The sequence below is a fragment of the Pararoseomonas baculiformis genome (assembly GCF_017813395.1).
Classification (GTDB): domain Bacteria; phylum Pseudomonadota; class Alphaproteobacteria; order Acetobacterales; family Acetobacteraceae; genus Roseomonas; species Roseomonas baculiformis.
In genome coordinates this window covers 13,662-35,655 of the sequence record NZ_JAGIZB010000022.1, presented here as the reverse complement: position 1 = coordinate 35,655, position 21,994 = coordinate 13,662, and the positions used below count along the sequence as shown (strand labels likewise).

At 70.6% G+C, this 21,994-nt stretch carries 20 protein-coding genes; 8 read left to right on the top strand and 12 right to left on the bottom strand.

The window, feature by feature from the left end; translation table 11 throughout:
- Positions 1-3: 3 nt before the first annotated feature.
- The 8 genes from J8J14_RS19180 to J8J14_RS19145 all read right to left on the bottom strand — a co-directional run bounded on the left by J8J14_RS19180 (position 4) and on the right by J8J14_RS19145 (position 8,399).
- A complete protein-coding gene (locus J8J14_RS19180; protein WP_209381160.1) occupies positions 4-1,521 on the bottom strand; it encodes an ABC transporter substrate-binding protein in 1,518 nt (505 codons plus the stop codon).
- The gene (locus J8J14_RS19175; protein WP_342452489.1) at positions 1,518-2,600 is read right to left on the bottom strand and encodes an ABC transporter ATP-binding protein; all 1,083 of its coding nucleotides are present in this window, start codon (positions 2,598-2,600) and stop codon (positions 1,518-1,520) included. Before J8J14_RS19175 ends, J8J14_RS19180 begins: the two co-directional genes overlap by 4 nt.
- The gene (locus J8J14_RS19170; RefSeq protein WP_209381158.1) at positions 2,597-3,610 is read right to left on the bottom strand and encodes an ABC transporter ATP-binding protein; all 1,014 of its coding nucleotides are present in this window, start codon (positions 3,608-3,610) and stop codon (positions 2,597-2,599) included. Before J8J14_RS19170 ends, J8J14_RS19175 begins: the two co-directional genes overlap by 4 nt.
- A gap of 212 nt (positions 3,611-3,822) precedes the next feature.
- Positions 3,823-4,512 carry a GntR family transcriptional regulator gene (locus J8J14_RS19165; protein ID WP_209381157.1) on the bottom strand — a complete coding sequence of 230 codons (690 nt, stop codon included), beginning with the start codon at positions 4,510-4,512 and terminating at the stop codon, positions 3,823-3,825.
- Positions 4,513-4,514: 2 nt separating this feature from the next.
- Positions 4,515-5,369: an ABC transporter permease gene (locus J8J14_RS19160; protein ID WP_209381156.1), complete on the bottom strand. Its 855-nt coding sequence runs from the start codon at positions 5,367-5,369 to the stop codon at positions 4,515-4,517.
- Positions 5,366-6,418 (bottom strand): extracellular solute-binding protein, encoded by a 1,053-nt coding sequence (locus J8J14_RS19155; RefSeq protein ID WP_209381155.1) that lies wholly within the window; start codon positions 6,416-6,418, stop codon positions 5,366-5,368. The genes J8J14_RS19160 and J8J14_RS19155 overlap by 4 nt, the downstream gene beginning before the upstream one ends.
- 23 nt (positions 6,419-6,441) lie before the next feature.
- A complete protein-coding gene (locus J8J14_RS19150) occupies positions 6,442-7,539 on the bottom strand; it encodes an ABC transporter ATP-binding protein (protein ID WP_209381154.1) in 1,098 nt (365 codons plus the stop codon).
- Complete coding sequence (locus J8J14_RS19145) at positions 7,539-8,399, bottom strand: ABC transporter permease (protein WP_209381153.1); 861 nt, start codon at positions 8,397-8,399, stop codon at positions 7,539-7,541. Before J8J14_RS19145 ends, J8J14_RS19150 begins: the two co-directional genes overlap by 1 nt.
- 133 nt (positions 8,400-8,532) lie before the next feature.
- Here J8J14_RS19145 and J8J14_RS19140 point away from each other — a divergent pair, with 133 nt between their 5' ends.
- The 5 genes from J8J14_RS19140 (at position 8,533) to J8J14_RS19120 (ending at position 16,004) form a co-directional block, all read left to right on the top strand.
- Positions 8,533-9,558 (top strand): 4-hydroxyproline epimerase, encoded by a 1,026-nt coding sequence (locus tag J8J14_RS19140; RefSeq protein ID WP_209381152.1) that lies wholly within the window; start codon positions 8,533-8,535, stop codon positions 9,556-9,558.
- A 5-nt stretch (positions 9,559-9,563) separates the two neighbouring features.
- Positions 9,564-10,808: an NAD(P)/FAD-dependent oxidoreductase gene (locus J8J14_RS19135; RefSeq protein ID WP_209381151.1), complete on the top strand. Its 1,245-nt coding sequence runs from the start codon at positions 9,564-9,566 to the stop codon at positions 10,806-10,808.
- Between the two features lies 1 nt (position 10,809).
- On the top strand, positions 10,810-12,648 hold the full coding sequence (locus tag J8J14_RS19130) for a gamma-glutamyltransferase family protein (RefSeq protein WP_209381150.1): 1,839 nt from the start codon (positions 10,810-10,812) through the stop codon (positions 12,646-12,648).
- A gap of 36 nt (positions 12,649-12,684) precedes the next feature.
- The gene (locus J8J14_RS19125) at positions 12,685-13,917 is read left to right on the top strand and encodes a metal-dependent hydrolase family protein (protein WP_209381149.1); all 1,233 of its coding nucleotides are present in this window, start codon (positions 12,685-12,687) and stop codon (positions 13,915-13,917) included.
- Positions 13,918-14,045: 128 nt separating this feature from the next.
- A complete protein-coding gene (locus tag J8J14_RS19120; RefSeq protein WP_209381148.1) occupies positions 14,046-16,004 on the top strand; it encodes a putative bifunctional diguanylate cyclase/phosphodiesterase in 1,959 nt (652 codons plus the stop codon).
- 23 nt (positions 16,005-16,027) lie between these two features.
- On the opposite strand, the gene J8J14_RS19115 is transcribed toward J8J14_RS19120, so the two are convergent.
- Positions 16,028-16,357, bottom strand: coding sequence for a YnfA family protein (locus J8J14_RS19115; protein ID WP_209381147.1), 330 nt, complete (start codon positions 16,355-16,357; stop codon positions 16,028-16,030).
- A gap of 47 nt (positions 16,358-16,404) precedes the next feature.
- Between J8J14_RS19115 and J8J14_RS19110 the strand changes: the two genes are divergently transcribed.
- The 3 genes from J8J14_RS19110 (at position 16,405) to J8J14_RS19100 (ending at position 18,369) form a co-directional block, all read left to right on the top strand.
- Positions 16,405-17,106: an ATP12 family chaperone protein gene (locus tag J8J14_RS19110; RefSeq protein WP_209381146.1), complete on the top strand. Its 702-nt coding sequence runs from the start codon at positions 16,405-16,407 to the stop codon at positions 17,104-17,106.
- Positions 17,103-17,378, top strand: a complete 276-nt coding sequence (locus J8J14_RS19105; RefSeq protein ID WP_209381145.1) for an acylphosphatase — start codon at positions 17,103-17,105, stop codon at positions 17,376-17,378. Before J8J14_RS19110 ends, J8J14_RS19105 begins: the two co-directional genes overlap by 4 nt.
- A 157-nt stretch (positions 17,379-17,535) precedes the next feature.
- The gene (locus J8J14_RS19100; protein WP_209381144.1) at positions 17,536-18,369 is read left to right on the top strand and encodes an alpha/beta hydrolase; all 834 of its coding nucleotides are present in this window, start codon (positions 17,536-17,538) and stop codon (positions 18,367-18,369) included.
- Between the two features lie 6 nt (positions 18,370-18,375).
- Here J8J14_RS19100 and J8J14_RS19095 read toward each other — a convergent pair whose 3' ends face one another.
- From J8J14_RS19095 to J8J14_RS19085, 3 genes are all read right to left on the bottom strand, one after another.
- Complete coding sequence (locus J8J14_RS19095) at positions 18,376-19,491, bottom strand: NADH:flavin oxidoreductase/NADH oxidase (protein ID WP_209381143.1); 1,116 nt, start codon at positions 19,489-19,491, stop codon at positions 18,376-18,378.
- Positions 19,492-19,575: 84 nt separating this feature from the next.
- Positions 19,576-20,928 (bottom strand): 3-carboxy-cis,cis-muconate cycloisomerase, encoded by a 1,353-nt coding sequence (pcaB, locus tag J8J14_RS19090; RefSeq protein ID WP_209381142.1) that lies wholly within the window; start codon positions 20,926-20,928, stop codon positions 19,576-19,578.
- Positions 20,929-20,973: 45 nt separating this feature from the next.
- Positions 20,974-21,972 carry a Bug family tripartite tricarboxylate transporter substrate binding protein gene (locus tag J8J14_RS19085; RefSeq protein WP_209381141.1) on the bottom strand — a complete coding sequence of 333 codons (999 nt, stop codon included), beginning with the start codon at positions 21,970-21,972 and terminating at the stop codon, positions 20,974-20,976.
- Positions 21,973-21,994: the final 22 nt, after the last annotated feature.

Here is a 21,994-nt window from a genome sequence, read left to right as displayed (position 1 = left end):
CGGCTAGCGGAGCCGCACGCCCTGGAGGCGGATCAGGCCATCGGGCACCAGGGCGAAGCCCTGCAGCCGGGTGGTGTGCGCGACAATGGTCTTGGGGTGCCAGAGATAGCTGCGGGCGCGGTCCTGGCTCAGCGCGATCCGGAAGGCTTCTGCGTAGAGCGCGGTGCGCCTGGCCGGGTCGCTCTCCGCACGGCTCTGGTCGAGCAGCCGGTCCACCTCGGGGTTCGAATACTTGCCGTCATTCTGCGCGCCGCGGCTGTGGATGAAAGTCCACACATTGCCGTCCGGGTCGGGCCGGCCGGACCAGCCGCTGAGATAGGTCTGGAAGTCGCCGCGCACGGCTGCCTGGAGGGCGGAGGCGAATTCCGTGGCGACGATGCGCAGCTCGAAGCCGGCCTCCGCCACCATGGACTGCATCACCTCCGCCGCCTGGCGCAGCTCGGGGCTGTTGGCCACCATCATGTCCACGGCGACCGGGGTGCGGATGCCGGCCTCGCGCAGAAGGGCCTTGGCGCGGTCCAGGTTGGGCGCGGTCACCCGCAGGTCGCGCACATGCATCGGCGATGCGGGCGGGATGGGCTGGGAGGAAGGCGTGTGCAGCCCCTCATACACCACCTGGATCAGCGCCTCGCGGTCGATGGCGAGGTCGAAGGCTTGGCGGATGCGGCTGTCCTGTCCCAGCGGCCCCTGGGCGCGGGCGCCATTCCCGACATTGTAGATGATGCCCCAGTAGCCCAGCCCATCCACCGTGGTGAGGCTGAGGCGCCGGTCCCGGCGAATGCCGGGCACGTCGCTGGGGCTCGTCACCTCGATCAGCTCCAGCGCGCCGGATTGCAGGTTCGCCAGCCGCGCCGTGCTGTCCGTGATGGGCTGGAAGGTGACGCGGTTGAAGTGGATGTTCGCCGCGTTCCAGTAATTCGCGAAGCGCTCCAGCACGATGCGGTCCTGCGCCACGCGCTCCACGAAGCGGAAGGGACCGGCGCAGACGGGCTTCGCGCCGAAATCCCGGCCTGCCGCCTCGGCCGCCTTGGGGCTGACGATCATGCCCGCGCGATCCGTCAGCTGGCTCAGGAAGGGCGCGGAGGGCTGCTTCAGGCGCAGGCGTACCGTCAGCGGGTCCACCACCTCCACGGCTTCGAGATCCGTGATCTCGCCGCGGCGGAAGCTGCCCTGCATGGTCAGGTGGCGCGTGAGGGAGTAGCGGACGGCCTCGGCATCCATCCTCTCCCCGTCATGGAAGGTCACGCCTTCCCGCAGGGTGATGACGAGGGTCTTCGGATCCTCCCAGCGATGCGTGGTCGCGAGCTGGGGAACGATCTCCAGCTTGTCGTTGATGTCGAAGAGCTTGTCGCAAAGGCTGGCGAAGACGATGCGGCCGACGAAGCTGCGCGCCAGGGTCGGGTCCATGATGTCGGGGTCCTCGCGGAGCCCGATGCGCAGGTTCGGAAGGTTCTGGGCCTGTGCGGCCCCGGCGGCGAGGGCCGCCACCACGGCGAGCGGGGCGAGGAAGCGGGCATTCATGCGGCGGTTCCGATGCTTTCGTCAGAGGGAGGCCTGGTGGCGAAGAAGGCTTGCAGCCGGGCCAGGCGCTCGCCGCCCACGTCATCCTCCCTGGCCGGGGAGAAGGGGGGCAGCACGTCCTGGAAGTGGCAGGCGGCACGATGCGACGGCGTGGCGGCGGTGGCCCCCGCGGCCAGCACCGGGTCCTGCTCCCGGCAGACCGCCTGCGCATGGGGGCAGCGCGTGTGGAAGCGGCAGGCCGCGGGCGGGGAAATCGGGCTGGGCAGGTCCCCCTGCAGAGGCGCCCCCTTCCCTCCCGTGCCGGGCACGGAGGCCAGCAGCGCCCGCGTATAGGGGTGCCGTGATGCGGAGAAGAGCTGGGCTGCCGGCCCTTCCTCCACGATGCGGCCGAGATACATGACCACCACGCGGTCCGCGACGTGGCGCACCACGGCCAGGTCATGGCTGATGAGCACGAAGGCCAGGCGGAACTCACGGATGAGGTCCTGCAGGAGGTTGATGACCTGCGCCTGCACCGAGACATCCAGCGCGCTCACGGGCTCGTCGCCCACGATCAGCCGGGGTCCGCTGGCCAGGGCGCGCGCGATGGCGATGCGCTGCCGCTGGCCGCCGGAGAATTCATGCGGCCAGCGATCCGCATGTTCCGGCCGCAGCCCGACGCGCGCGAGAAGTTCCTGCACGCGTGCGCGCTCGCCGGCGCGCGGGACGATGCCGTGCAGCCGCAAGGGCTCCGCAACCGCCTGGCCCACGGTCATGCGCGGGTCCAGGCTGGCATAGGGGTCCTGGAAGATCATCTGCATGTGCCGGCGCTGGCGGCGCAGCGCGGCCGGGGCCATGGCGCGGAGGTCCTGCCCCGCGAAGCGGATGGCGCCGGCATCCGGCTCCTCCAGCCGCAGCGCGAGGCGGCCGAGAGTGGACTTGCCGCAGCCGCTCTCGCCGACCACCGCCAGCACCTCGCCTTCCCCGACAGAGAGGGAAACGCCATCCACCGCGCGCACGGCGCCGCGGCGGCGGCCCAGTGCGTCCCGCACGGGGAAGTGGCGCACCACGCCATCCAGTTCGAGCAACGGCGGGGTCACGCGGCCTCCAGGATCTGGTCGAGCGGGGCACGGTGGCAGGCGCTGCGATGGCCGGGGCCGACCTCGTGCAGAGGCGGCCTCGTGTCGCAGATCGCGATGCGGAAGGGGCATCGCGTCTTGAAGCGGCAGCCCTCCGGGGGGTTGGCCAGGTCGGGCACCGTGCCCTCCACCGTCGCCAGCCGGGTGCCGCGCGGGCCATCCAGCCGCGGCGCGGCGCCCAGCAGCCCGACGGTATAGGGATGCTGCGGCCGGGCCAGCACCTGGGCGGTGGGACCGCTCTCGGCCACGCGGCCGGCATACATCACCACCACCTCGTCAGCATGGTCCGCTACCACGCCGAGATCATGGGTGATGAGCAGGACGGAGGTGCCGGTGCCCGCGCGCAGATCGTCCAGCAGGGAGAGGATCTGCGCCTGCACGGTGACGTCGAGGGCGGTGGTGGGTTCATCCGCGATGAGCACGCGCGGGCGGCAGGCCAGCGCCATGGCGATCATCACGCGCTGCCGCATGCCACCGGAGAGCTGGTGCGGGTATTGCCTAGCGCGCCGCGCCGCCTCGGGGATGCGGACCGATTCCAGCATCGCCACCGCGGCCTCATGCGCCCTGGCCCGGTCCAGCCCCTGGTGAAGGCGCAATGCCTCGGCCACCTGCTCCCCGGCCGTGAAGGCCGGGTTGAGGCTGGTCATGGGTTCCTGGAAGATCATGGCCAGGTCGGCGCCGCGAAGCTTTCGCCGCTCCTCCTTCGGCAGTTCCGCGATCTCGCGCCCTTCCAGGCGTATGGCACCCTCCACCGTCGCGCTGGGCGGCAGCAGGCCCATGACCGCGAGGGAGGCGACCGATTTGCCGCAGCCGCTTTCCCCCACCAGCGCCAGGGTTCGGCCCCCGGGAACCGAGAAGGAGATGCCGTCCAGCACCTGGAGCCGCCCGCGCTCCGTCGCGAAGCTGACGGAGAGGTCGCGCAGTTCGAGCGCCGGGCCGCTCACGCCCCGATGCTCCCCCGTCGGCCGCATGGCCTGGCGATCCGGATCATGCCTGCCATGCCTGCGGCCATTCCCACCCTCGCGCGCCCTGGCGGCGCGTCCGGGGGATGGTGCATGCGGAAGGGTCCGCGCGCCAGCAGGTTGGGCAATGATGCGGGCCGTGACATGCAGCTTTCAAGGCGCCCCCGTGATCCGGTGAAATGGGTTTCGCAATCCCCATGCCATCGCGGGCGCCGCGCGGCTCAGTCGGCGGCCTGCATCGGCGCGTCATCCGCCGCCGCGGCGATCAGCCGCAGCAGGTCCCGCTTCACCTCCAGCACATGGCGGCGGGTGAAGCGTGCCGCCTCCTCCGCGGCACCGCGGCGGCAGATCTCCAGCAGCTCCGCATGCTCCGCTTTCGCGCGATCCGTGCCGCCTGCGACGGCAAGCTGCAGCCGGGTGTAGCGGTCCGTGTTCGCCAGAAGGGTCCGCACCAGGGCAAGGGTCTGGGCCCGCCCGGCGGGGCGGTAGAGGGCCAGGTGGTATTCGGTGTTCAGCTCGCCCCAGGCATTGAGGTCGGCGCGGTCTATCGCGGCGGAATAGGCAGCAAGGATGGTCTCGGCCCCCGCCAGGTCGGCGGGGCCGAGGCGCGGGACGGCACGGCGGATCAGATCGGGTTCCAGCAGCGCGCGGAGGTCGAACAGCTCCGCGATCTCCTCCGGGGAGAGGGAGCTGACCACCGCGCCACGATGGGGATGGATGGTGACCAGCCCCTCCGCCGCCAGTTGCCGGAAGGCCTCGCGCAAGGGAATGCGGCTGATGCCGAATTCCTCGGCCAGCGCATCCTGGCGCAGTGCCTCGCCCTCGCGGAACTCGCCGGAAAGGATGCGGCGGCGCAGCTCGTCGGTGGCGGATTCCACCACCGTCTGCCGGTGCAGCTTGCGGCCCGGCATGGTCACGCCGCCTTGTAGCGCCGCTGGACGAAGGCACTGGAAACCGCCGTCAGCGTCAGGGTCGTGATCATCAGGATGAAGGCGATGGCCGCCGCGAAGGGCCAGTTGTTGTTCACCGCATATTCGCGGAACAGCATCGGCGCCATCATCTGGAAGCGCGCCCCGCCCAGGAGCAGCGGCGTGGCATAGGCGTTCATCGCCAGGATGAAGACGAGCACGCCGCCCGTGGCCAGGCCGGGCAGGGCCAGGGGCAGCACCACATGCCAGAAGCGGCGCGAGGGATCGGCGCCCAGGCTGTCCGCTGCCTCCTCGATCCGGGAATCGATCCCTTCGATCACGCTCTGCAGCGTGAGCACCATATAGGGCAGGTTGATCGACAGGATCCCGACCACCACGGCGAAGGACGTGTAGAGAAGCGGGAAGCTCGACCCCGGGGAAACCGCGCCCACCACGCTGTCCACCAGCCCGCCACGGCCCAGAACGCCCATCCAGCCCAGGGCGCGCACGGTGCTGCCGATGAAGAGCGGCAGGATCACCAGCAGCACGCCCACCGATTTCCAGCGGCTCTGCGAACGCGCGAGGCGGTAGGCGATGGGAAAGCCGAGCAGAAGGCAGAGGGTGGTGGTGACCAGCGCGATGGACAGGGTGGTCCAGAGCACGCCGGTGTAGAAAGGATCATCGAGGAAGCGCAGGTAGTTCTCGGGCGTCAGCGCCTCGACCATGAAGTTGGCGCGGTCGTAGCGGTTGAGGCTGTAGCGGGCGAGGAGCGCCAGGGGCGCGACCAGCGCCCCCAGCACGAGGAACGTGGCCGGCCCGATCAGCATGCCGGCCGTGAGGCCCTGTGGACGACGGCTCATCGGCCATCCAGGAGGCGGCGCCACCAGTCATTCAGGTCGTTCCGCGCCGCCGAGAGCTTGGCATAGTCCGGCGCCACCAGCTTCGGGCGCGGCTCCGGCAGGGCCAGGCGCCGCGCCACCTCGCCTTCCAGCGTGGCCTGGCTGCTGGTGGGCAGGTAGCCCATGCTGTCCGCGAAGCCGCGCTGGGCGGATGGCTCCAGCATGGCGTTCAGATAGGCGAAGGCGGCCGCCTTGTTCGGCGAGTTCTTCGGCACGGACATGGAGGAGACGTAGACGACGCTGCCTTCCGTCGGGAAGGAGCTCTGCACGGGCAGGCCGGCCTTCTGCCAGAAGATGGTGCGCGCCTGCCAGACCGGCCCGACATCGATCTCGCCGGAGCGCAGGGCCGGGGCAAAGGCGTCGGTGACGGTGTAGGTCTTGTTGCCGTCGCGGACGAGCTTCTCCAGATCCGGCTTGGCGGCGTCGAAGTTCATCGCGTCGCCGGTCTTCGCCAGGGCCGCGGCCATGACGATGTAGATGAAGCTGTTGTCCAGCAGCCCGACTTTGCCCTTGTAGCGGTCCGCCAGGAGATCGCCGAAGGTCTTGGGCGGGGCCTGCACGCGCTCGGTGTTGTAGATGAAGATCTGCGGGCTGAAGATATGCGGCAGGGCGTAGCCGGTGCGCAGTTCCGGCAGGAGGTGCCGCATGTTGGGCACCTTGCTCTCGTCCAGCGGCTCCAGCAGCCCCGCCTCGTTCAGGTCATAGGCCTGGGGCGCCTGGGTGCAGATCACGTCCACATTGCCGCGCGGCAGGCGGCGCTGGGCGATGAGCTTGGCGACGCGCGCGGGCTCCGTGCCCACATCCTGCGTCACCTCGATGTTCTTCGGCGCCAGCAGGGGCTGATCGATATTGCTGCCGAGCAGGTTGGCGTAGTCGCCACCCCAGGTACTGACGACGATGCGGCCCGATGCCTGGGCCCGTGCCACATGTGGCATGAAAGGCAGGGCCGCCGCCGCGGCGCCGAGGCCGAGGAGCTGGCGCCGGGAAGCGCCTGGTTGCCGGTCGGTCATGGTGGGCTCCTTCGTCAGAGGTTTCACGCGTGGACAGGGCTGCGGGCGGCGAGCGGTGCCCCCGCGTCGTCGAACAGCCTCTCGCTGGCGAGGTCCCAGGCGATGCCAGCCAGGTCGCCCGGCGCGAAGCGGCGGGCGGCGCCGCCATCGGTCGGGTCATGCAGGATCACGCGGGTGGAATCGGGCAGCACCAGCAGCACCTCGACATGGGCGCCGACATAGGTGGCATCCTCGACCTTCGCGGTGATGCGCGCCGCCGGGTCATCCGGCGCGCAGATGCGGGCGCGCTCCGGCCGGATGGCAAGGGTGCAGTCGCCGGAGCTGTCGTAATGCCCGGCCAGGCCGATCGTGGCCCCGGGGATGACGAGGCGCTCGCCGCCCTCCAGCATGCCGCGGATCAGGTTGCTGTGCCCGATGAAGCGCGCGACGAAGGTGTTGGCCGGACGCTCATAGAGCTCCTCCTGCGTGCCGACCTGCTGCACCAAGCCGTCGCTCATCACCACCAGCCGGTCCGCCATCATCATGGCCTCATCCTGGTCATGGGTGACCATGAGGGCGGTGAGCCCCGCCGCGCGCTGCAGGGCGCGGATCTCCCGCGCCACCTGCTGGCGCAGATTGGCATCCAGGTTAGAAAGCGGCTCGTCCAGCAGCAGCACCTTCGGGCGGATCGCCAGGGCTCGGGCCAGCGCCACGCGCTGCTGCTGGCCGCCCGAGAGCTGGCGGGGATAGCGTTCCGCCATGGTGGACAGCTTCACCATGTCCAGTGTCTCGGCCAGCCGCGCCTCGATCTCCGGCCTGGGCAGCTTTCGCATGCGCAGGCCGAAGGTGACGTTCTGCGCCACCGTCATGTGCGGGAAAAGCGCATAGCTCTGGAAGACCATGCCCATCTCGCGGCGATAGGGCGGCAGGCCGGCATAGTCCTGCCCCTCTAGCAGGATGCGCCCCTCGCTCGCCTCCACGAAGCCGGCGATCATGCGAAGCGTGGTGGTCTTGCCGCATCCGGAAGGCCCGAGCAGCACGACCAACTCGCCCTGCCGGACATCGAGATCCACGTCGCGCACCGCGACGCTGGCACCGAAGCGCTTGGTGAGGCCTTGGATGCGGAGATAGGTGTCGGTCATCAGACGATACGGCTCAGCTTCACATAGCGGTCGAGCAGGAGGAGCAGGCTGGCGATGACGAGGGTCTGCACCATCACCACCGCGGCCACCAGCGGATCGACCTTGTATTCAAGATATTGCAGGATGGAGATCGGCAGCGTGGTCTGGCCCGGCGCGATCAGGAAAAGCGTCATCTCGATATTCTCGAAGGAGACGATGAAGGCGAAGAGCGCGGCCGCCACGATGCCCTGCCGCATCATGGGCAGCGTGACCCGCCACAGCACCGACCAGGGCCGCGCCCCGAGATTTGCCGCCGCCTCCTCGATGGAGCGGTCAAGCCCGACGAGGTTGGCGACGCAGAGCCGCACCACCCAGGGCACGGTGATCAGCAGATGCGCGAGGACGAGGACGATGTCCGAGCCGATCAGCGGGAATTCGGTCGCGATCTCGGTTTCCACCACCGCGACATAGACGGAGAGGCCGATGACCACCCCCGGCACGGTGAGGGGCGAGAGCAGGAGCACGTTCAGCACCCCGCGCCCGATGAAGCGGTAGCGCACCAGGGCAAGGCTCGCCGGGATGCCCAGGGCCAGGCTCCCAAGCGTCGCCATCGCGGCGATGCGCAGGCTGGTGCCCAGCGCATCGCCGAAGCGCGGGAATTCCATGATGCGCGTGTACCAGGAGGAGGAGTAGCCCGATGGCGGGAAGACGACCACGGCATCGCGGAAGAAGCTGATATAGGCCGTCATCACCAGCGGAACGGCCATGGCCAGGATGCCGGTGACGATCAGCGCCCAGACCAGCACGCCAGCCACCGAGACGCGCGCATGCGCGACACGCGGCGCTGCCGCCGCCTTCCCGATCCGTTCGGCCGTTGCCATGCTTGCCAATACGCTTCTCCAGCGGCCTCCGCTTGCGCGTTGCGGCCATGCAAAGGGAAAGCCAAGCACCCTGTCAATTGGATAAAATGTCCTTTATAGCCAGGAACCCGAATTGCAGGGGGGGCTCAGGCCGATGCAGGGGATCGAGACGCCGGTACCGCCGGGGAACCACAGCTTCTCCTGCATCGACGGGCATACCTGCGGGAATCCCGTCCGCCTCGTCACCGGTGGCGCACCCTTCCTGCGGGGCGCCACGATGAGCGAGAAGCGGATGGATTTCCTCACCCATCACGACTGGGTCCGCCGCTCCCTTATGTTCGAGCCGCGCGGCCACTCCGTGATGTCCGGCTCCATCCTCTATCCGCCGACGCGGGAGGATTGCGACATCGCCATCCTCTTCATCGAGACATCGGGCTGCCTGCCCATGTGCGGCCACGGCACGATCGGCACGGTGACGATGGCGATCGAGAACGGGCTGGCCCGGCCAGCCAGGGAGGGCGAGCTGAACCTCGACGCGCCCGCGGGCAAGGTGGTCGCCACCTATGAGCGGCGCGGGGAGCATGTGGACAGCGTTCGCATCCGCAACATCGCCTCCTTCCTGGCCCTGCCGGATGTGGAGGTGGAGATGCCGGGCATGGGGCGGCTTCGCGTCGATATCGCCTATGGCGGCAATTTCTACGCGATCGTGGAGCCGCAGCCCGGCTATGCGGGGCTGGAGGATTTCTCAGCCGATGACGTGATCCGCTACAGCCCGGAGCTGCGGCGGCGCCTGAACCAGATCGTCGATGTGGTGCATCCGGAGGATGCGACCATCCATGGCGTGAGCCATGTGATGTGGACCGGCAAGGCGCGGGACCCGCGCGCCCATGCGCGCAACGCCGTGTTCTACGGCGACAAGGCGGTGGACCGCTCCCCCTGCGGCACCGGCACCTCCGCCCGCATGGCGCAGCTGGCCGCGCGCGGGCAGCTCTCGGTGGGTGGCGAGTTCATCCATGAGAGCATCATCGGCACGCATTTCGATGGGCGTGTCGAAGGAAAGGCGGTGGTGGGCAATCACCAGGCCATCATCCCCAGCATCGCGGGCTGGGCGCGCACCCATGGCATCAACACCATCTTCGTGAATGAGCGCGACCCGCTGCGCGCGGGCTTCCTGGTGTGATGCAGGTGGCGAAGCCGGTCGCGGTCATCGGCGCGGGGGTGGTGGGCACGGCCTGCGCGCGCGCCCTGCAGCGCGCCGGCAGGCCGGTGCTGCTGGTCGATCCCGCGCCGCCAGGCTCGGTCTGCTCCGCCGGGAATGCGGGGCATATCGCGATCGAGCAGGTGCAGCCGCTGGCGAGGCCGGAGATGATCGCCTCCGTGCCGCGCATGCTGGCGAACCCTCTGGGGCCGCTGACCCTGCGCTGGCGCGGGCTGCCGGCCATGCTGCCCTGGTTCCTGCGCATGGCCGCCGCCAGCCGCCCGGCGCGGGTGGAGGCGGGCACGGCAGCGCTGGCAGATCTGCTGCGGACAGCCGTGGCCGATTGGCGCCGCCTGCTCGACACGCCATCGCTCGCGCCGCTCCTTCGCCACGAGGGCTCATTCGCGGTGACGGAGAGCGAGGCCGGGCGGAAGGCCGCGGCCGAGGAGGCGCGGATCATGGCCGCGCATGGCGTGCGGTTGGAAAGCCTCTCGCCGCAGGAGGTGGCGGCGCGGCTGCCCTCCCTTTCCGCGTCGGTCACGGGCGGGCAGTTCTTCCCGGAGACGGCTCATGCGGTGGAGCCGCAACGCCTCGTGCGCGAGCTGGCGGCGCGCTTCGCCGCGGAGGGCGGCGAAATCCTGGCCCAACCCGTGACGGGGCTGCGGCGGGAGGGAGGGCGCATTGCCGCGATCGAGATTCCCGGCGGGGAACGGGCGGTGGACTCCATCATTCTCTCCGCCGGGCTCGCCAGCGCGCGGTTGGCGCCGCTGCTGGGCATCCGCCTGCCGCTGACGGCCGAGCGCGGCTACCACGCCATGCTGCCACAGGGCGCGGTGCCCCTGCCCTGCCCCGTCTCCTTCGCCGAGCGCGGCTTCATCGCCACGCCCATGGAGCACGGCACCCGGCTGGCCGGCACGGTGGAGCTCGGGGCGGCGAAGCGCGCGCCGGACTGGTCGCGCGCCGACATCCTCGTCCGCCATGCGCGGGACCTTTTCGGCCCGGTGCCCGAGCCGAGCTCGCGCTGGCAGGGGGACCGGCCGACCCTGCCGGACTACCTGCCCGCCATCGGCCCGGTGCCGGGCCTCGCCAATGCGCTCGTCGCGACAGGCCACCAGCATCTCGGCCTCACCCTGGCCGCCGTCACCGCGCGGGTCCTGACGGCCCTGCGCACCACCGGCGCGCCCGGCGCCGATCTCCGCCCCTTCGACCCCGCCCGCTTCGGGAGAACCTGACATGTCCGGCTTCACCACACGCCCCGAATTGCGGGGCACCTTCGGCGCCGTTGCCTCCACCCACTGGCTTGCCTCGGCGGCCGGCATGGGCGTGCTGGAGCGGGGCGGCAATGCCTTCGACGCCGCCGTCGCCTCCGGCTTCGTGCTGCAGGTCGTGGAGCCGCATCTGAACGGCCCCGGCGGCGACGCGCCCATCATCGCCTGCCCCGCGGGCGCCGAGGAGCCAATCGTGATCTGCGGCCAGGGCCCCTCTCCCGCCGCCGCGACCATGGAGCGGATGCGCGGGCTGGGGCTGGACCTTGTTCCCGGTTCGGGGCTGCTGCCGGCCTGCGTGCCCGGCGCCTTCGGCGCCTGGATGACGCTGCTGCTGAACCAGGGCACCGCGACGCTGCGCGAGGTGCTGGAGCCCGCGATCTACTACGCGCGGGAGGGCTATCCGCTGGTTTCCCGCATTCCGGCCGCCATCGCTTCGGTGCGCGAATTGTTCGAGACGCATTGGCCCACATCGGCCGAGGTGTACCTGCCCGGCGGCAAGGTTCCGGAAACCGGGCGCCTGTTCCGCAACCCCGCCCTGGCCGAAACCTATGAGCGCCTGCTGAAGGATGCTGAATCAGTGGGCGGGCGCGAGGCGCAGATCCGCCGCGCGCTGGATCACTGGTACCGCGGGCCGGTGGCGGAGGCGGTGGACCGCTACTACCGCGAGGCGGAGGTGTGGGACGTGTCCGGCCGCAGGAACCGCGGCCTGCTGACAGGGCAGGACATGGCGGCCTGGCAGGTGCCGGTGGAACGCCCGGTCTTCTCCGACCATGGTGCCTACCGCGTGTTCAAATGCGGCCCCTGGAGCCAGGGCCCGTCCTTCCTGCAGGCGATCAACATCCTGCAGGGCTTCGACCTGGCGAAGATGGATCCGCTGGGGCCCGATTTCGTGCATGTGGTGGCCGAGGCCATCAAGCTCGCCTTCGCCGACCGCGATTGCTGGTATGGCGACAGCGCGCCCGTGCCGCTGGACGCCCTGCTGTCGGCCGAGTATGCGGCGCGGCGCCGCGCGCTGATCACCGACCAGGCCTCGCATGAGTTCCGCCCGGGTTCGCCCGATGGCCGCGACCCCATCCTGCCGCCGCTGGCCGCGGCCGGCACGTTGAAGGAGCCGCGTGTCGGCACGGGCGAGCCGACGGTCGCGCGCGAGGATGCGCGCGGCGGCCAGGACCGCGCGGGCGAGGCCGTGACGACGGCCGGCGGCACGCATCGCGGCGACACATGCCATGTCGATGTGGTGGATCGCTGGGGCAACATGGTCGCGGCCACGCCCTCGGGCGGGTGGTTCCAGTCCAGCCCCGTCGTCCCGGGCCTCGGTTTCTCGCTGACCGTGCGTGGACAGATGTTCTGGCTGAAGGACGGGCTCGCCTCCTCCATGGCGCCGAATGTCCGGCCGCGCACCACGTTGACGCCCAGCTTCGCCTATCGCGACGGCAAGCCCTATCTCGCCTTCGGCACGCCGGGTGGCGACCAGCAGGAGCAGTGGTCGCTGCTGCTCTTCCTGCACCATGCCCATCAGGGCATGAACCTGCAGGAAGCGATCGACGCGCCCGCGTTCCACACGGACCACGCGCCCGCCTCCTTCTGGCCGCGCGAGACGGCCTACGGCACGCTGACGCTGGAGAACCGCTTCCCGGATGCCACGGTGGAGGAGCTGCGCCGCCGCGGCCACAAGGTGACGCTGGGCGATTCCTGGTCCGAGGGCCGCCTTTCCGCCTGCGCGCGCGAGGCGGACGGGGAAACGCACATGGTCAAGGCCGCGGCCAATCCGCGCGGCATGCAGGGATACGCGGTCGCGCGCTAGCGCGCCGGCTGCGTCACGCCAAGAAGGGGGAATCCGATGACGTCCTATGTCTTCACCAATGGCCAGTTCCTGGAACCCGGCGCCACCGAGCTGCGCGGCGGGATGGAGGTTCTGGTGGAGGGCGACCGCATCCGGGAGGTCTCGGACAAGCCCATCACCTCCTCCTCGGCCACCCGCGTGGACCTGCGTGGCAAGACCATCATGCCCGGCCTGGTGGACGCCCATGTGCATGTCGTCGCCGCCATGGTGAACATCGCGGAGAACTCGGCGCAGCCTTCCTCCCTGGCCATGATGCGGGCGGCGAAGGTGATGCATGGGATGCTCATGCGCGGCTTCACCACCGTGCGCGACCTGGGCGGGGCGGAGCCCGGCATCGCCATCGCGGTGGATGAGGGGCTGCTCGACGGGCCGCGCGTCGTGCCCTGCGGCAAGGCGCTGAGCCAGACGGGCGGGCATTCGGATTTCCGCAGCCGCTCCGACGACCGGGACGGGATCTTCTCCGCCCGCGTCGGTTCGCTCGGCCGGCTGGTGGATGGGGTGGACGAGGTGCGGCGCGCGGCGCGGGAGGAGATCAAGTCCGGAGCGCGCTTCATCAAGATCATGGCGAATGGCGGGGTCGCCTCGCCCAATGATCCCATCCACGCCCTCGGCTTCTCGCGCGAGGAGATCCGCGCGGCGGTGGAGGAGGCGGAGAATGCCGGCACCTATGTCGCCGCTCACCTCTATACGGACAAGGCGATCCGCCGTGCGGTGGAATGTGGCGTCTACTCCCTGGAGCACTGCAACCTCATCCAGCCCGAGACGGCGGAGATGGCGGTGAAGGCCGGCGCCATCGCCTGCCCCACCCTCGTCGCCTATGAGGGGCTGGCGCTGGAAGGCGCGGCGATGGGGCTCGGCCCGGAATCGGTCGCCAAGATCGAGACGGTGCGCAAGGCCGGCCTGGAATCGCTGGACATCATGCGCCGCGCCGGCCTGCCCATGGCCTTCGGCTCGGACCTGCTGGGCGGGCTGCACAAGTACCAGTCCATGGAGTTCGAGATCCGCGCCCGGGTATTGCCGGTGCATGAGGTCCTGTTCTCCGCCACCACCCTCGCCGCCCGGCTCTGCATGATGGAGGGCGAGATCGGCGTGCTGGCCCCTGGCGCCAGGGCGGATCTGCTAGTGGTGGATGGCGACCCGCTGAAGGACCTCTCCTGCCTGCAGAACCAGGGCGCCGCGATGCGGGCGATCATGCGGGATGGGCGCTTCTTCAAGAACGAGCTGAACTGAGGCGGGGCTGGGCCCCGGTCCTGCGGGCGGCAGTTCCGGCGGCACAGCCCCATCCGCGATCAAGGAAAGTTGATCGCATGCCCCGGATGTTCTACCGTCGGTTGCGGGATTGCACAGGCGGATGAGGGATGACGCGCGCGAGGCTGGCGGTTCTTCTGTTGGTCCCGGGGCAGGTCATCCTCATGCTGGCCGACCTCCTGGTCGCCATCCGGGAAGGGCTGCAGGACGGTGGCCGGGACTGGACGCTCGACGGGTTGAGCGTGCTGGGCCATGTCGCCCTGCTCCTCCTGTTGGTCCTGTTCCTGCGCTCCTCCCACCGCGAACATGTGGGGCGGCTGACCGCCATCAACCTGAAGCTCAAGCAGGCCCTCCGCCGGGCGCAGGACCTGACGGAATGCTCCTCGGACCTCGTGTGGGAGGTGGATGCGCAGGGCCGGTTCACCTTCGTCTCGGACCACCGCGGCGTGCACCGCGACGTGCCCGGGGTCCGGCTGGGTGGCTGCGTGGCGGAGCTGCGCGCCCTCGACCCGATCACACCTGCGGCTGCCTGGGACCAGCAGCTCGCCGCCAACCGCGCCGGAAAGCCGTTTCGGGACTTCCAGTACAGCGCGCGCCGCTCGGATGGCAGCATTGCCCATTTCCGGGTGAACGGCGTGCCCATCCTGGACGAGGCGGGGCTGGTCGTCGGCTACCGGGGCACGACACGGGAGCGGACCGACGAGGTGGAGGCGATGCAGCGCCTCAGCCATCTCGCCATGCACGACACGCTGACGGGGCTACCCAATCGCCGCGCCCTGTATGAGGCGATCGAGCGCTGCACCGCCAGCCCGGACCAGCCCGCGGCGGTGCTGCAGCTCGACCTCGATGGCTTCAAGATGGTCAATGACCTGCATGGCCATGCGGCGGGGGACGAGCTCCTGCGCCTGGTCGCCGGCCGGCTGCGGAACGCCGCGCGGCCCTCGGATGTGGTGGGCCGGCTCGGCGGCGACGAGTTCGCGGCCGTGCTGGGCGCCGCCGGGCGCGAGGATGCCAGGGCGGTGGGCGAGCGGATCGTGGAAAGCCTTTCTTCGCCCTTCGTCCTCAACGACGGCACCACGCTGCGGGTCGGCGCGAGCGTCGGCGTGGCCATGATGCCCGAGGACGGAACCACGCCCGACCACCTCCTGCGCGGCGCGGACCGCGCGCTCTACGAGGCCAAGCACAATGGCGGGCACAGCCTCCGCTTCCTGGAGCCAGCGGTGGAGCCGCCGGCCGGGGCCGCCCCTTCCGCGGCCCTGGAAGCCGTTCGTTCCGCCGCGGCGCTTCCGGCGGCGCTGCGCCTGGCCATCGCGCGGGGGCACCTCTCCCTGGCCTTCCAGCCCATCCGCCGCTGCGGCGACGGATCGCTCGTTTCGGTGGAGGCGCTGCTGCGCTGGGAGGATCCGGATCGCGGCCCTGTCCCGCCCGACACATTCATCCCCGTTGCCGAGGAAACCGGGCTGATCATCCAGATCGGCGCCTGGGTGCTGCGCCGCGCCTGCGAGACGGCCGTGCGGGCCGGGGGCGAATGGCGCATCGCCGTGAATATCTCCCCCGTGCAGTTCCAGCAACCGGACCTGGCGGGAATGGTGGCGAACATCCTGCGCGAGACCGGGCTGCCGCCCGGGCGCCTGGCGCTGGAACTGACCGAGCAGATCCCCCTGCTCCGCTTCCCCCGGGCACGGGAGGCCGTGCGGCGGCTGCAGGCCATGGGCGTGCAGGTCGCGCTGGACGATTTCGGCTCGGGCTTCTCGAACATCGCCTGCCTGCGGGAGTTCCGCTTCGACCTGGTGAAGCTGGACCGTTCGATCCTTGCCCTTCCCCCGGCGCAGCGCGGAACCGTGCTGACCGCCCTGCTGGCGGTGTCGCAGAGCTTCGGCCTGAAGGTGGTGGTGGAAGGCGTGGAGACCACGGAGGACTGGGGGATGCTGCAGGCGCTGGGCGCGGATTATGCCCAGGGCTACCTGCTCGGCCGCCCCGCCGCCGATCTTGCGCTGGCCGTCCCCGATGCCTTTCCCGGGCAGCCCCTGGCGCCCTGCTCCAGCCCGGCCGGGGCCTTCCCGCCCTGATCCGGCGGCGCGGGCCGGCGGTCTCACCGCCCGTCCCCGCCGCCCCAGAGGATCACGGCCGCGCCCAGGAGGCAGAGGGCCGTGCCACCGAGATCCCAGGCATCCGGCACCCTTCCCTCCACCGCCCAGAGCCAGGCGAGGGAAGCCGCCACATAGACGCCGCCATAGGCCGCATAGGCCCGCCCGGCCGCCGAGGCTTCCACCAGGGTCAGCAGCCCGGCGAACAAGGCCAGGGAAGCCATGCCGGGCAATAGCGCCCAGGCCGGCCAGCCCAGGCGCCGCCATCCCCAGAAGGCGAAGCAGCCGCCGATTTCCGCCAGCGCCGCCGCGCCATAGATCAGTGCAGATCCCATGCGGGACAGCTTGCCATGCCCCCCCCTGGCACCCCAATTCCCGCCGCATGAAGCGTTTCTGGAATGAGGCCGCCGTCCAGCCCATGGACTCCGGCTGGAGCATCGCCCTGGATGGGCGCCCGCTGCGCCTGCCAGGTGGCACCACCCTGCACCTGCCGAGCCGCCCCCTGGCGGAGGCCGTCGCCGCCGAATGGCACGCCGCGGGCGGGGCCAAGGGAAACGAGATGTCGATGGAGGAGGTGCCGCTGACGCGCCTCGTCGGCACCGCCGTGGACCGCATCGCGCCCGATCCCGCCCCCAGCGTGGCCGCCATCGCCGAATATGCGGAGAGCGACCTGCTGTGCTACCGCGCCGAGGACCGGCGCCTGGCCGCACTCCAGGCCGAGAACTGGCAACCGCTGCTGGACTGGGCCGCCCTTCACTATGACGCACCGCTGGCGGTGACGAAGGGCATCGTCCATGTCACGCAGGCCCCCTCCTCGCTGAGGGCGCTGCATGCGGCGGTGGCGGCGCACTCGGCTTTCGGCGTCTCGGCCCTGGGGATCGCGGTGCCGGCGCTGGGCAGCCTCGTGCTCGGTCTTGCCCTCTCGGCCGGGCGGATCGACGCGGCGGAGGCGCATCGCCTCGCGATCCTGGACGAAACCTACCAGGAATCCTTCTGGGGCACGGATTCCGAAGCCCTGGCCCGCCGCGCCGGTATCGCGGAGGACATCGCCCTGGCCGCGCGGCTGCTGGAACTGTCCCGTTGAAGGCCCGCCTCCTGCGGATCCGGGGCCGCGTCCAGGGCGTGGGATACCGCGACTGGCTGGTGCGGGAGGCGAGCGCGGCCGGGCTGACAGGCTGGGTGCGGAACCGCGCCGATGGGTCGGTGGAGGCCCTGCTGGCCGGCGAGGAGCCGGCGGTGGGCTCCGTCCTTCTCGCCGCGCGGCATGGCCCGCCCCTGGCACGGGTTGAGAAGATCGAGGAGAGCTTCGCCGAATTGCCGGATGAGCCGGGCTTCCACCGGCGGCCGACGGCGTAGAGGACCTTCCATGGCCCCCGCCCGCCGATCGCGAAGGGCGGGAACCGGCCTGCTGCGCCAGCAGACATAAGGCTCGCACGGCCATCCCGCCCGGCAGCTCCGCCTTCAGGCCGGGATCAGGCAGCTGACGCGCGGCGCGGGGGTGATAGGCTACGCCGTGTCCCTACTTGCCCGAATCGCCATTCTCGCCGTCCTTCTTCTTGTCCTTCTGGTCCTGGCCCCGGCCGTCACGCTCTGGGCCATGCAGGAGCGCTTCCTCTTTCCCGTCCGCCACGGGGATACGCCGGTCGCCGCCTCCGGCATCTGGCGGACAGGCCATGTCGAGCTGCCCGGCGCCGGCCGTATCGCCTTCCTTCATGCCGATACGGGGGCGAACCCGGAGGCGCCGGTTCTCCTCTACCTGCATGGCAATGCCTCCTCCGCCGCGCTGGCCGCCACCATCACCACCGGCCTTGCCGAGGCCGGCATTCCCGTGGTGGCGGCCGAATATCCTGGCTATTCCGGCAATCCTGGCGCCCCTTCGGAGGCGGCGCTGAAGGCCACGGCGGAGGCCACCGCCGCCTGGGCCAGGGCGCGCTGGCCCACCCGCCGCCTCGCCGTGCTGGGCGAGAGCATCGGCTCCGCCCCGGCGGTCCATCTGGCCGCCACCGGGGTGGCGGACCTGCTGGTGATCGACAGCGGCTTCACCTCCATGACCGAGACCATCCGCCAGCACATGCCCTGGCTGCCCGGCCTGGCTTGGCTGAACCGGCATCCGATGGACAGCATCGGCGCCCTCCGCGCCGCAGCCTCCCGCCTGCCGCCGACGCTGGTGATGGTTTCGGCCGAGGACTCCGTCGTGCCCACAGCCATGGGGGAGGCGCTTGCGGCCGCCATCCCCGGCAGCAGGCTGGTCCGCTCGGAATGGTCCGGCCATCCCGTGCTCTATGGCGATCCACCCTCGCGCCAGCTGCTGCTCCGCTGGCTGCTGGCCGAGGGTTCCCGCCGCTAGAACCGCCTAGCGCTGCCCGAAGGCGGCGCCCGCGAAGAGATCCTTGTACTCCCGCGGCTGGGACCGCCAGTACTGCCTCGGCGCCGTGACGCGGGCGCCGAGCTGCGCCGCGGCATGCCAGGGCCAGCGCGGGTCGTAGAGGATGCCGCGTGCCAGGGCGATGGCATCGGCCTGGCCGGAGGCGATGATCTCCTCGGCCTGCGCTGGCTCGGTGATGAGCCCGACAGCGATGGTGGTGAGCCCGGTTTCGGCCTTCACCCGCGCGGCGAAGGGCACCTGGTAGCCCGGGCCGAGCGGGATGGACTGCCTGGGGGAAACCCCGCCGGTGCTGACATGGATGGCGGCGCAGCCGCGCTCGCCCAGGGCGCGGGCGAAGGCGACCGTGTCCTCGATGTCCCAGCCTCCCGGCACCCAGTCCGTGGCGGAGACGCGCATCCAGACCGGGATTTCCCCTGGGATGGCGGCGCGGACGGCCTCGAACACCTCCAGCGGGAAGCGCATCCGGTTCGCGGCGGTGCCTCCATATTCGTCGTTGCGGCGGTTCGCGAGGGGGGAGAGGAACTGGTGCAGCAGGTAGCCATGGGCCGCGTGCAGTTCGATTCCCTGCAGGCCGATGCGCACGGCGCGGCGGGCGCAATCCACGAAGCCGTCCCGCACCCGGTCCATGCCCGCGCGATCCAGGGCGAGCGGCGTGTCCTCGCCTTCGGAATGCGGGATGGCGGAGGGCGCCAGGGTCTTCCAGCCGCCGGGCGCATCGGGCGGGATCTGCGTGCCGCCTTCCCAGGGTGCACGGCTGGAGGCCTTGCGGCCGGCATGGTTGATCTGGATGGCCAGGGGGATTGCGGATTGCCCCCGCACGGCGCGCAGCACGCGATCCAGCGCCGCTTCCGTGTCATCGGAATAGAGGCCGAGATCGACGGGGCTGATCCGGCCTTCCGGCAGCACCGCCGTAGCCTCCAGCACCAGCAGCCCCGCGCCGGAAAGGGCGAGATGGCCGAGATGGATGAGGTGCCAGTCCCCTGCCCGCCCCTCCTCGGCCGAGTACTGGCACATTGGGGCAATGGTGATGCGGTTGGGCAGTTCGAGCCCGCCGAGGCGCAGGGGTTGGAACAACGGGCTCATCGGTAGGGGCTTTTCCTTGCGGTCACGGTGCTCGGGCCATTCTCGGCCCGGATGCCATGAGCACAAGGCCCCCTTGGCCAGGCCCTAGCGGCGCCGCGCCGCCAGCACCCGGTCCACCATGGCGGGGGCAAGGCCCAGATAATTCGCCGGATCGCAACGCCGCCGCACGCCGTCCGGCCCGCCGAGCGCCTCCACCACCTCCGGCACCTCCATCAGCGCCTCGGCGAGGCCGCGGCCGGAGGTGATCGCGGCGCGGCAGGCATCATAGACCACGTCATGCGCGTGCTGGCGCCCGAGCGCGGGAGCCGCCGCCATCATCACCGCCTCCGCGACGATGAGGCCGCCCGACATGTCCAGGTTGGCGCGCATCCGGCCCGTATCCACCGTCAGCCCGGAAAGGGCGAACTTCGCCTGATGCAGGCAGGAGGCGGTCAGGGTGAAGCTCTCCGGCAGGGCCAGCCATTCCAGGTGCCAGGGCCCCGTGGCGCGCTCGAAATCCTGCACCATCGCGTCCAGCATCAGCGCCACCTGCTGCCGCACCGCCTTGGCGGTGGCGAGCATGATCTCGGAGGAGATCGGGTTGCGCTTCTGCGGCATGGTGGAGGAGGCGCCGCGGCCCTTCACGAAGGGCTCCATTACCTCGCCGCCGAATTCGGTGGACATCATCAGCATGATGTCGGTGGCGACCTTCGCCAGCGTGCCCGTCACCAGCCCCAGGAAGGCCACGGCCTCGGCCAGCCCGTCCCGCGCCACATGCCAGGTGATGGCGGGCTGCCCCAGGCCGAGTTCCTGGCAAAGAGCCTCCTGCACCCGGAAGCCATCCTCCCCGAGCGAGGCGAGGGTTCCCGCCGCGCCGGCGAACTGGCCAACCAGCACGCGCGGGCGAAGCTGCGCCAGCCGCTCCGCATGCCGGTCCATGGCCGCGAGCCAGATGGCGACCTTGTAGCCGAAGGTGACGGGCAGCGCCTGTTGCAGATGGGTGCGGCCGGCCATGGGCGTATCGCGGTGGCGCGCGGCGAGATCGGCCAGGATTCCGCGCAGCGCCTCGATATCGGCTTCCACCAGGTCCAGCGCGGCGCGGATCTGCAGCACGCTCGCCATGTCCATGATGTCCTGGGTGGTGGCGCCCCAATGGACATAGCGCCCCGCCTCCCCCGCCAACTCCGAAAGCTGGTGGACGAGGGGCAGGATCGGATAGCCGACATTCTCCGTTTCCTGCTTCAGCCGCGCCCAGTCGAAGCTGGGCTTCGCGCCGGCGGCCGCGATCCGTTCCGCCGCCTCGGCGGGTATGATCCCGCAACGGGCCTCCGCCCGGGCAAGCGCGACCTCCACCTCCACATAGCGGCCGACCAGCGCTTCGTCGGAGAAGATGGCGCGCATCTCCGGCGTGCCGAACATGTCGCGGAACAGGGCGGAATCGAGGGGCGTGCTGGGCATGGCTGGGGCGGTGACCTCGGACGGTTGATACGGCTGCGCGGGCGCTTATTCGGGGCGGATTCCCGCCTGGTTCATGACATCGCGCCAGCGCTCCACCTCGGAGACGAGGAAGGCGCGGGTGCCGGCGAGATTCGCATCCGGCATGGGCACGTTCCCCAGCTCGGCGAGCCTGGCGACGAAACCGGGATCCTTCATCGCGCTCCGCACCTCGCCATGCAGGCGATCGATGATGGGCTGCGGCGTGCCGGCCGGGGCGAAGAGCATGTTCCAGGTGGACATCTGGAAATCCGCCAGCTCGGGGATGCCGCTCTCGCGCACCGTCGGGAGGTCCGGCAGGAAGGGAACGCGGGCGGGGGAGGTGACGGCAAGCGGGCGCACCATGCCGCCGCGGATGCTGCCGAGCGCGGTGGTGGAGGTGTCGTTCACCGACACGATGGTGCCGGCCAGCAGGTCCGTCATCGCATTCGCCACGCCGCGATAGACGATGTGGTTCATGCGGGCCCCGGTGCGGGCCAGGATCTGCACCATGGAGACATGCGCGGCGGAGCCGTTGCCCGCCGAGCCGAAGTCATAGTGGTCCGGCCGCGCGCGGGCGGCCTCGATCAGTTCCTTCAGCGTGCGGAAGGGCGAGTTCGCCCCGACCAGCACGACGACGGGCCCCTCCATCAGCACGCTCACCGGCACGAAATCCGCCACGCTGTCATAAGGCATGCGGCGGTAGAGGCTGGGATTGATGGAGTGGGAGAGATTGTTGAACAGCAGCGTGTAGCCATCGGGCGCGGCCTTGGCGACCACATCGGCCCCGATGGTGGAGCCCGCGCCGGTGCGGTTCTCCACCAGCACGCGCGCATTCATCTGCTTCGAAAGCTGCTCGGCGAAGACGCGCCCCAGCGTGTCCGTCGGCCCGCCCGCGGAAAAGGGCAGGATCAGGCGAATGGGCCGCTCCGGATAGCCGGCGGGCTGGGCACGGAGCACCCCGGGTGCCGATAGGCTGGCGGCAGCGGCGAGGGAGGCGGACAGGATCGTGCGGCGTGTCGGGGCCATGGGTTCCTCCATCAAAAGGTTC

Coding starts and splice junctions, on each gene's coding strand:
- J8J14_RS19155 (WP_209381155.1), bottom strand. CDS start 6,418: ATGACCGACCGGCAACCAGGCGCTTCCCGGCGCCAGCTCCTCGGCCTC.
- J8J14_RS19120 (WP_209381148.1), top strand. CDS start 14,046: ATGACGCGCGCGAGGCTGGCGGTTCTTCTGTTGGTCCCGGGGCAGGTC.
- J8J14_RS19180 (WP_209381160.1), bottom strand. CDS start 1,521: ATGAATGCCCGCTTCCTCGCCCCGCTCGCCGTGGTGGCGGCCCTCGCC.
- J8J14_RS19125 (WP_209381149.1), top strand. CDS start 12,685: ATGACGTCCTATGTCTTCACCAATGGCCAGTTCCTGGAACCCGGCGCC.
- J8J14_RS19130 (WP_209381150.1), top strand. CDS start 10,810: ATGTCCGGCTTCACCACACGCCCCGAATTGCGGGGCACCTTCGGCGCC.
- J8J14_RS19085 (WP_209381141.1), bottom strand. CDS start 21,972: ATGGCCCCGACACGCCGCACGATCCTGTCCGCCTCCCTCGCCGCTGCC.
- J8J14_RS19140 (WP_209381152.1), top strand. CDS start 8,533: ATGCAGGGGATCGAGACGCCGGTACCGCCGGGGAACCACAGCTTCTCC.
- pcaB (WP_209381142.1), bottom strand. CDS start 20,928: ATGCCCAGCACGCCCCTCGATTCCGCCCTGTTCCGCGACATGTTCGGC.
- J8J14_RS19115 (WP_209381147.1), bottom strand. CDS start 16,357: ATGGGATCTGCACTGATCTATGGCGCGGCGGCGCTGGCGGAAATCGGC.
- J8J14_RS19095 (WP_209381143.1), bottom strand. CDS start 19,491: ATGAGCCCGTTGTTCCAACCCCTGCGCCTCGGCGGGCTCGAACTGCCC.
- J8J14_RS19165 (WP_209381157.1), bottom strand. CDS start 4,512: ATGCCGGGCCGCAAGCTGCACCGGCAGACGGTGGTGGAATCCGCCACC.
- J8J14_RS19160 (WP_209381156.1), bottom strand. CDS start 5,369: ATGAGCCGTCGTCCACAGGGCCTCACGGCCGGCATGCTGATCGGGCCG.
- J8J14_RS19110 (WP_209381146.1), top strand. CDS start 16,405: ATGAAGCGTTTCTGGAATGAGGCCGCCGTCCAGCCCATGGACTCCGGC.
- J8J14_RS19145 (WP_209381153.1), bottom strand. CDS start 8,399: ATGGCAACGGCCGAACGGATCGGGAAGGCGGCGGCAGCGCCGCGTGTC.
- J8J14_RS19150 (WP_209381154.1), bottom strand. CDS start 7,539: ATGACCGACACCTATCTCCGCATCCAAGGCCTCACCAAGCGCTTCGGT.
- J8J14_RS19170 (WP_209381158.1), bottom strand. CDS start 3,610: ATGCGGCCGACGGGGGAGCATCGGGGCGTGAGCGGCCCGGCGCTCGAA.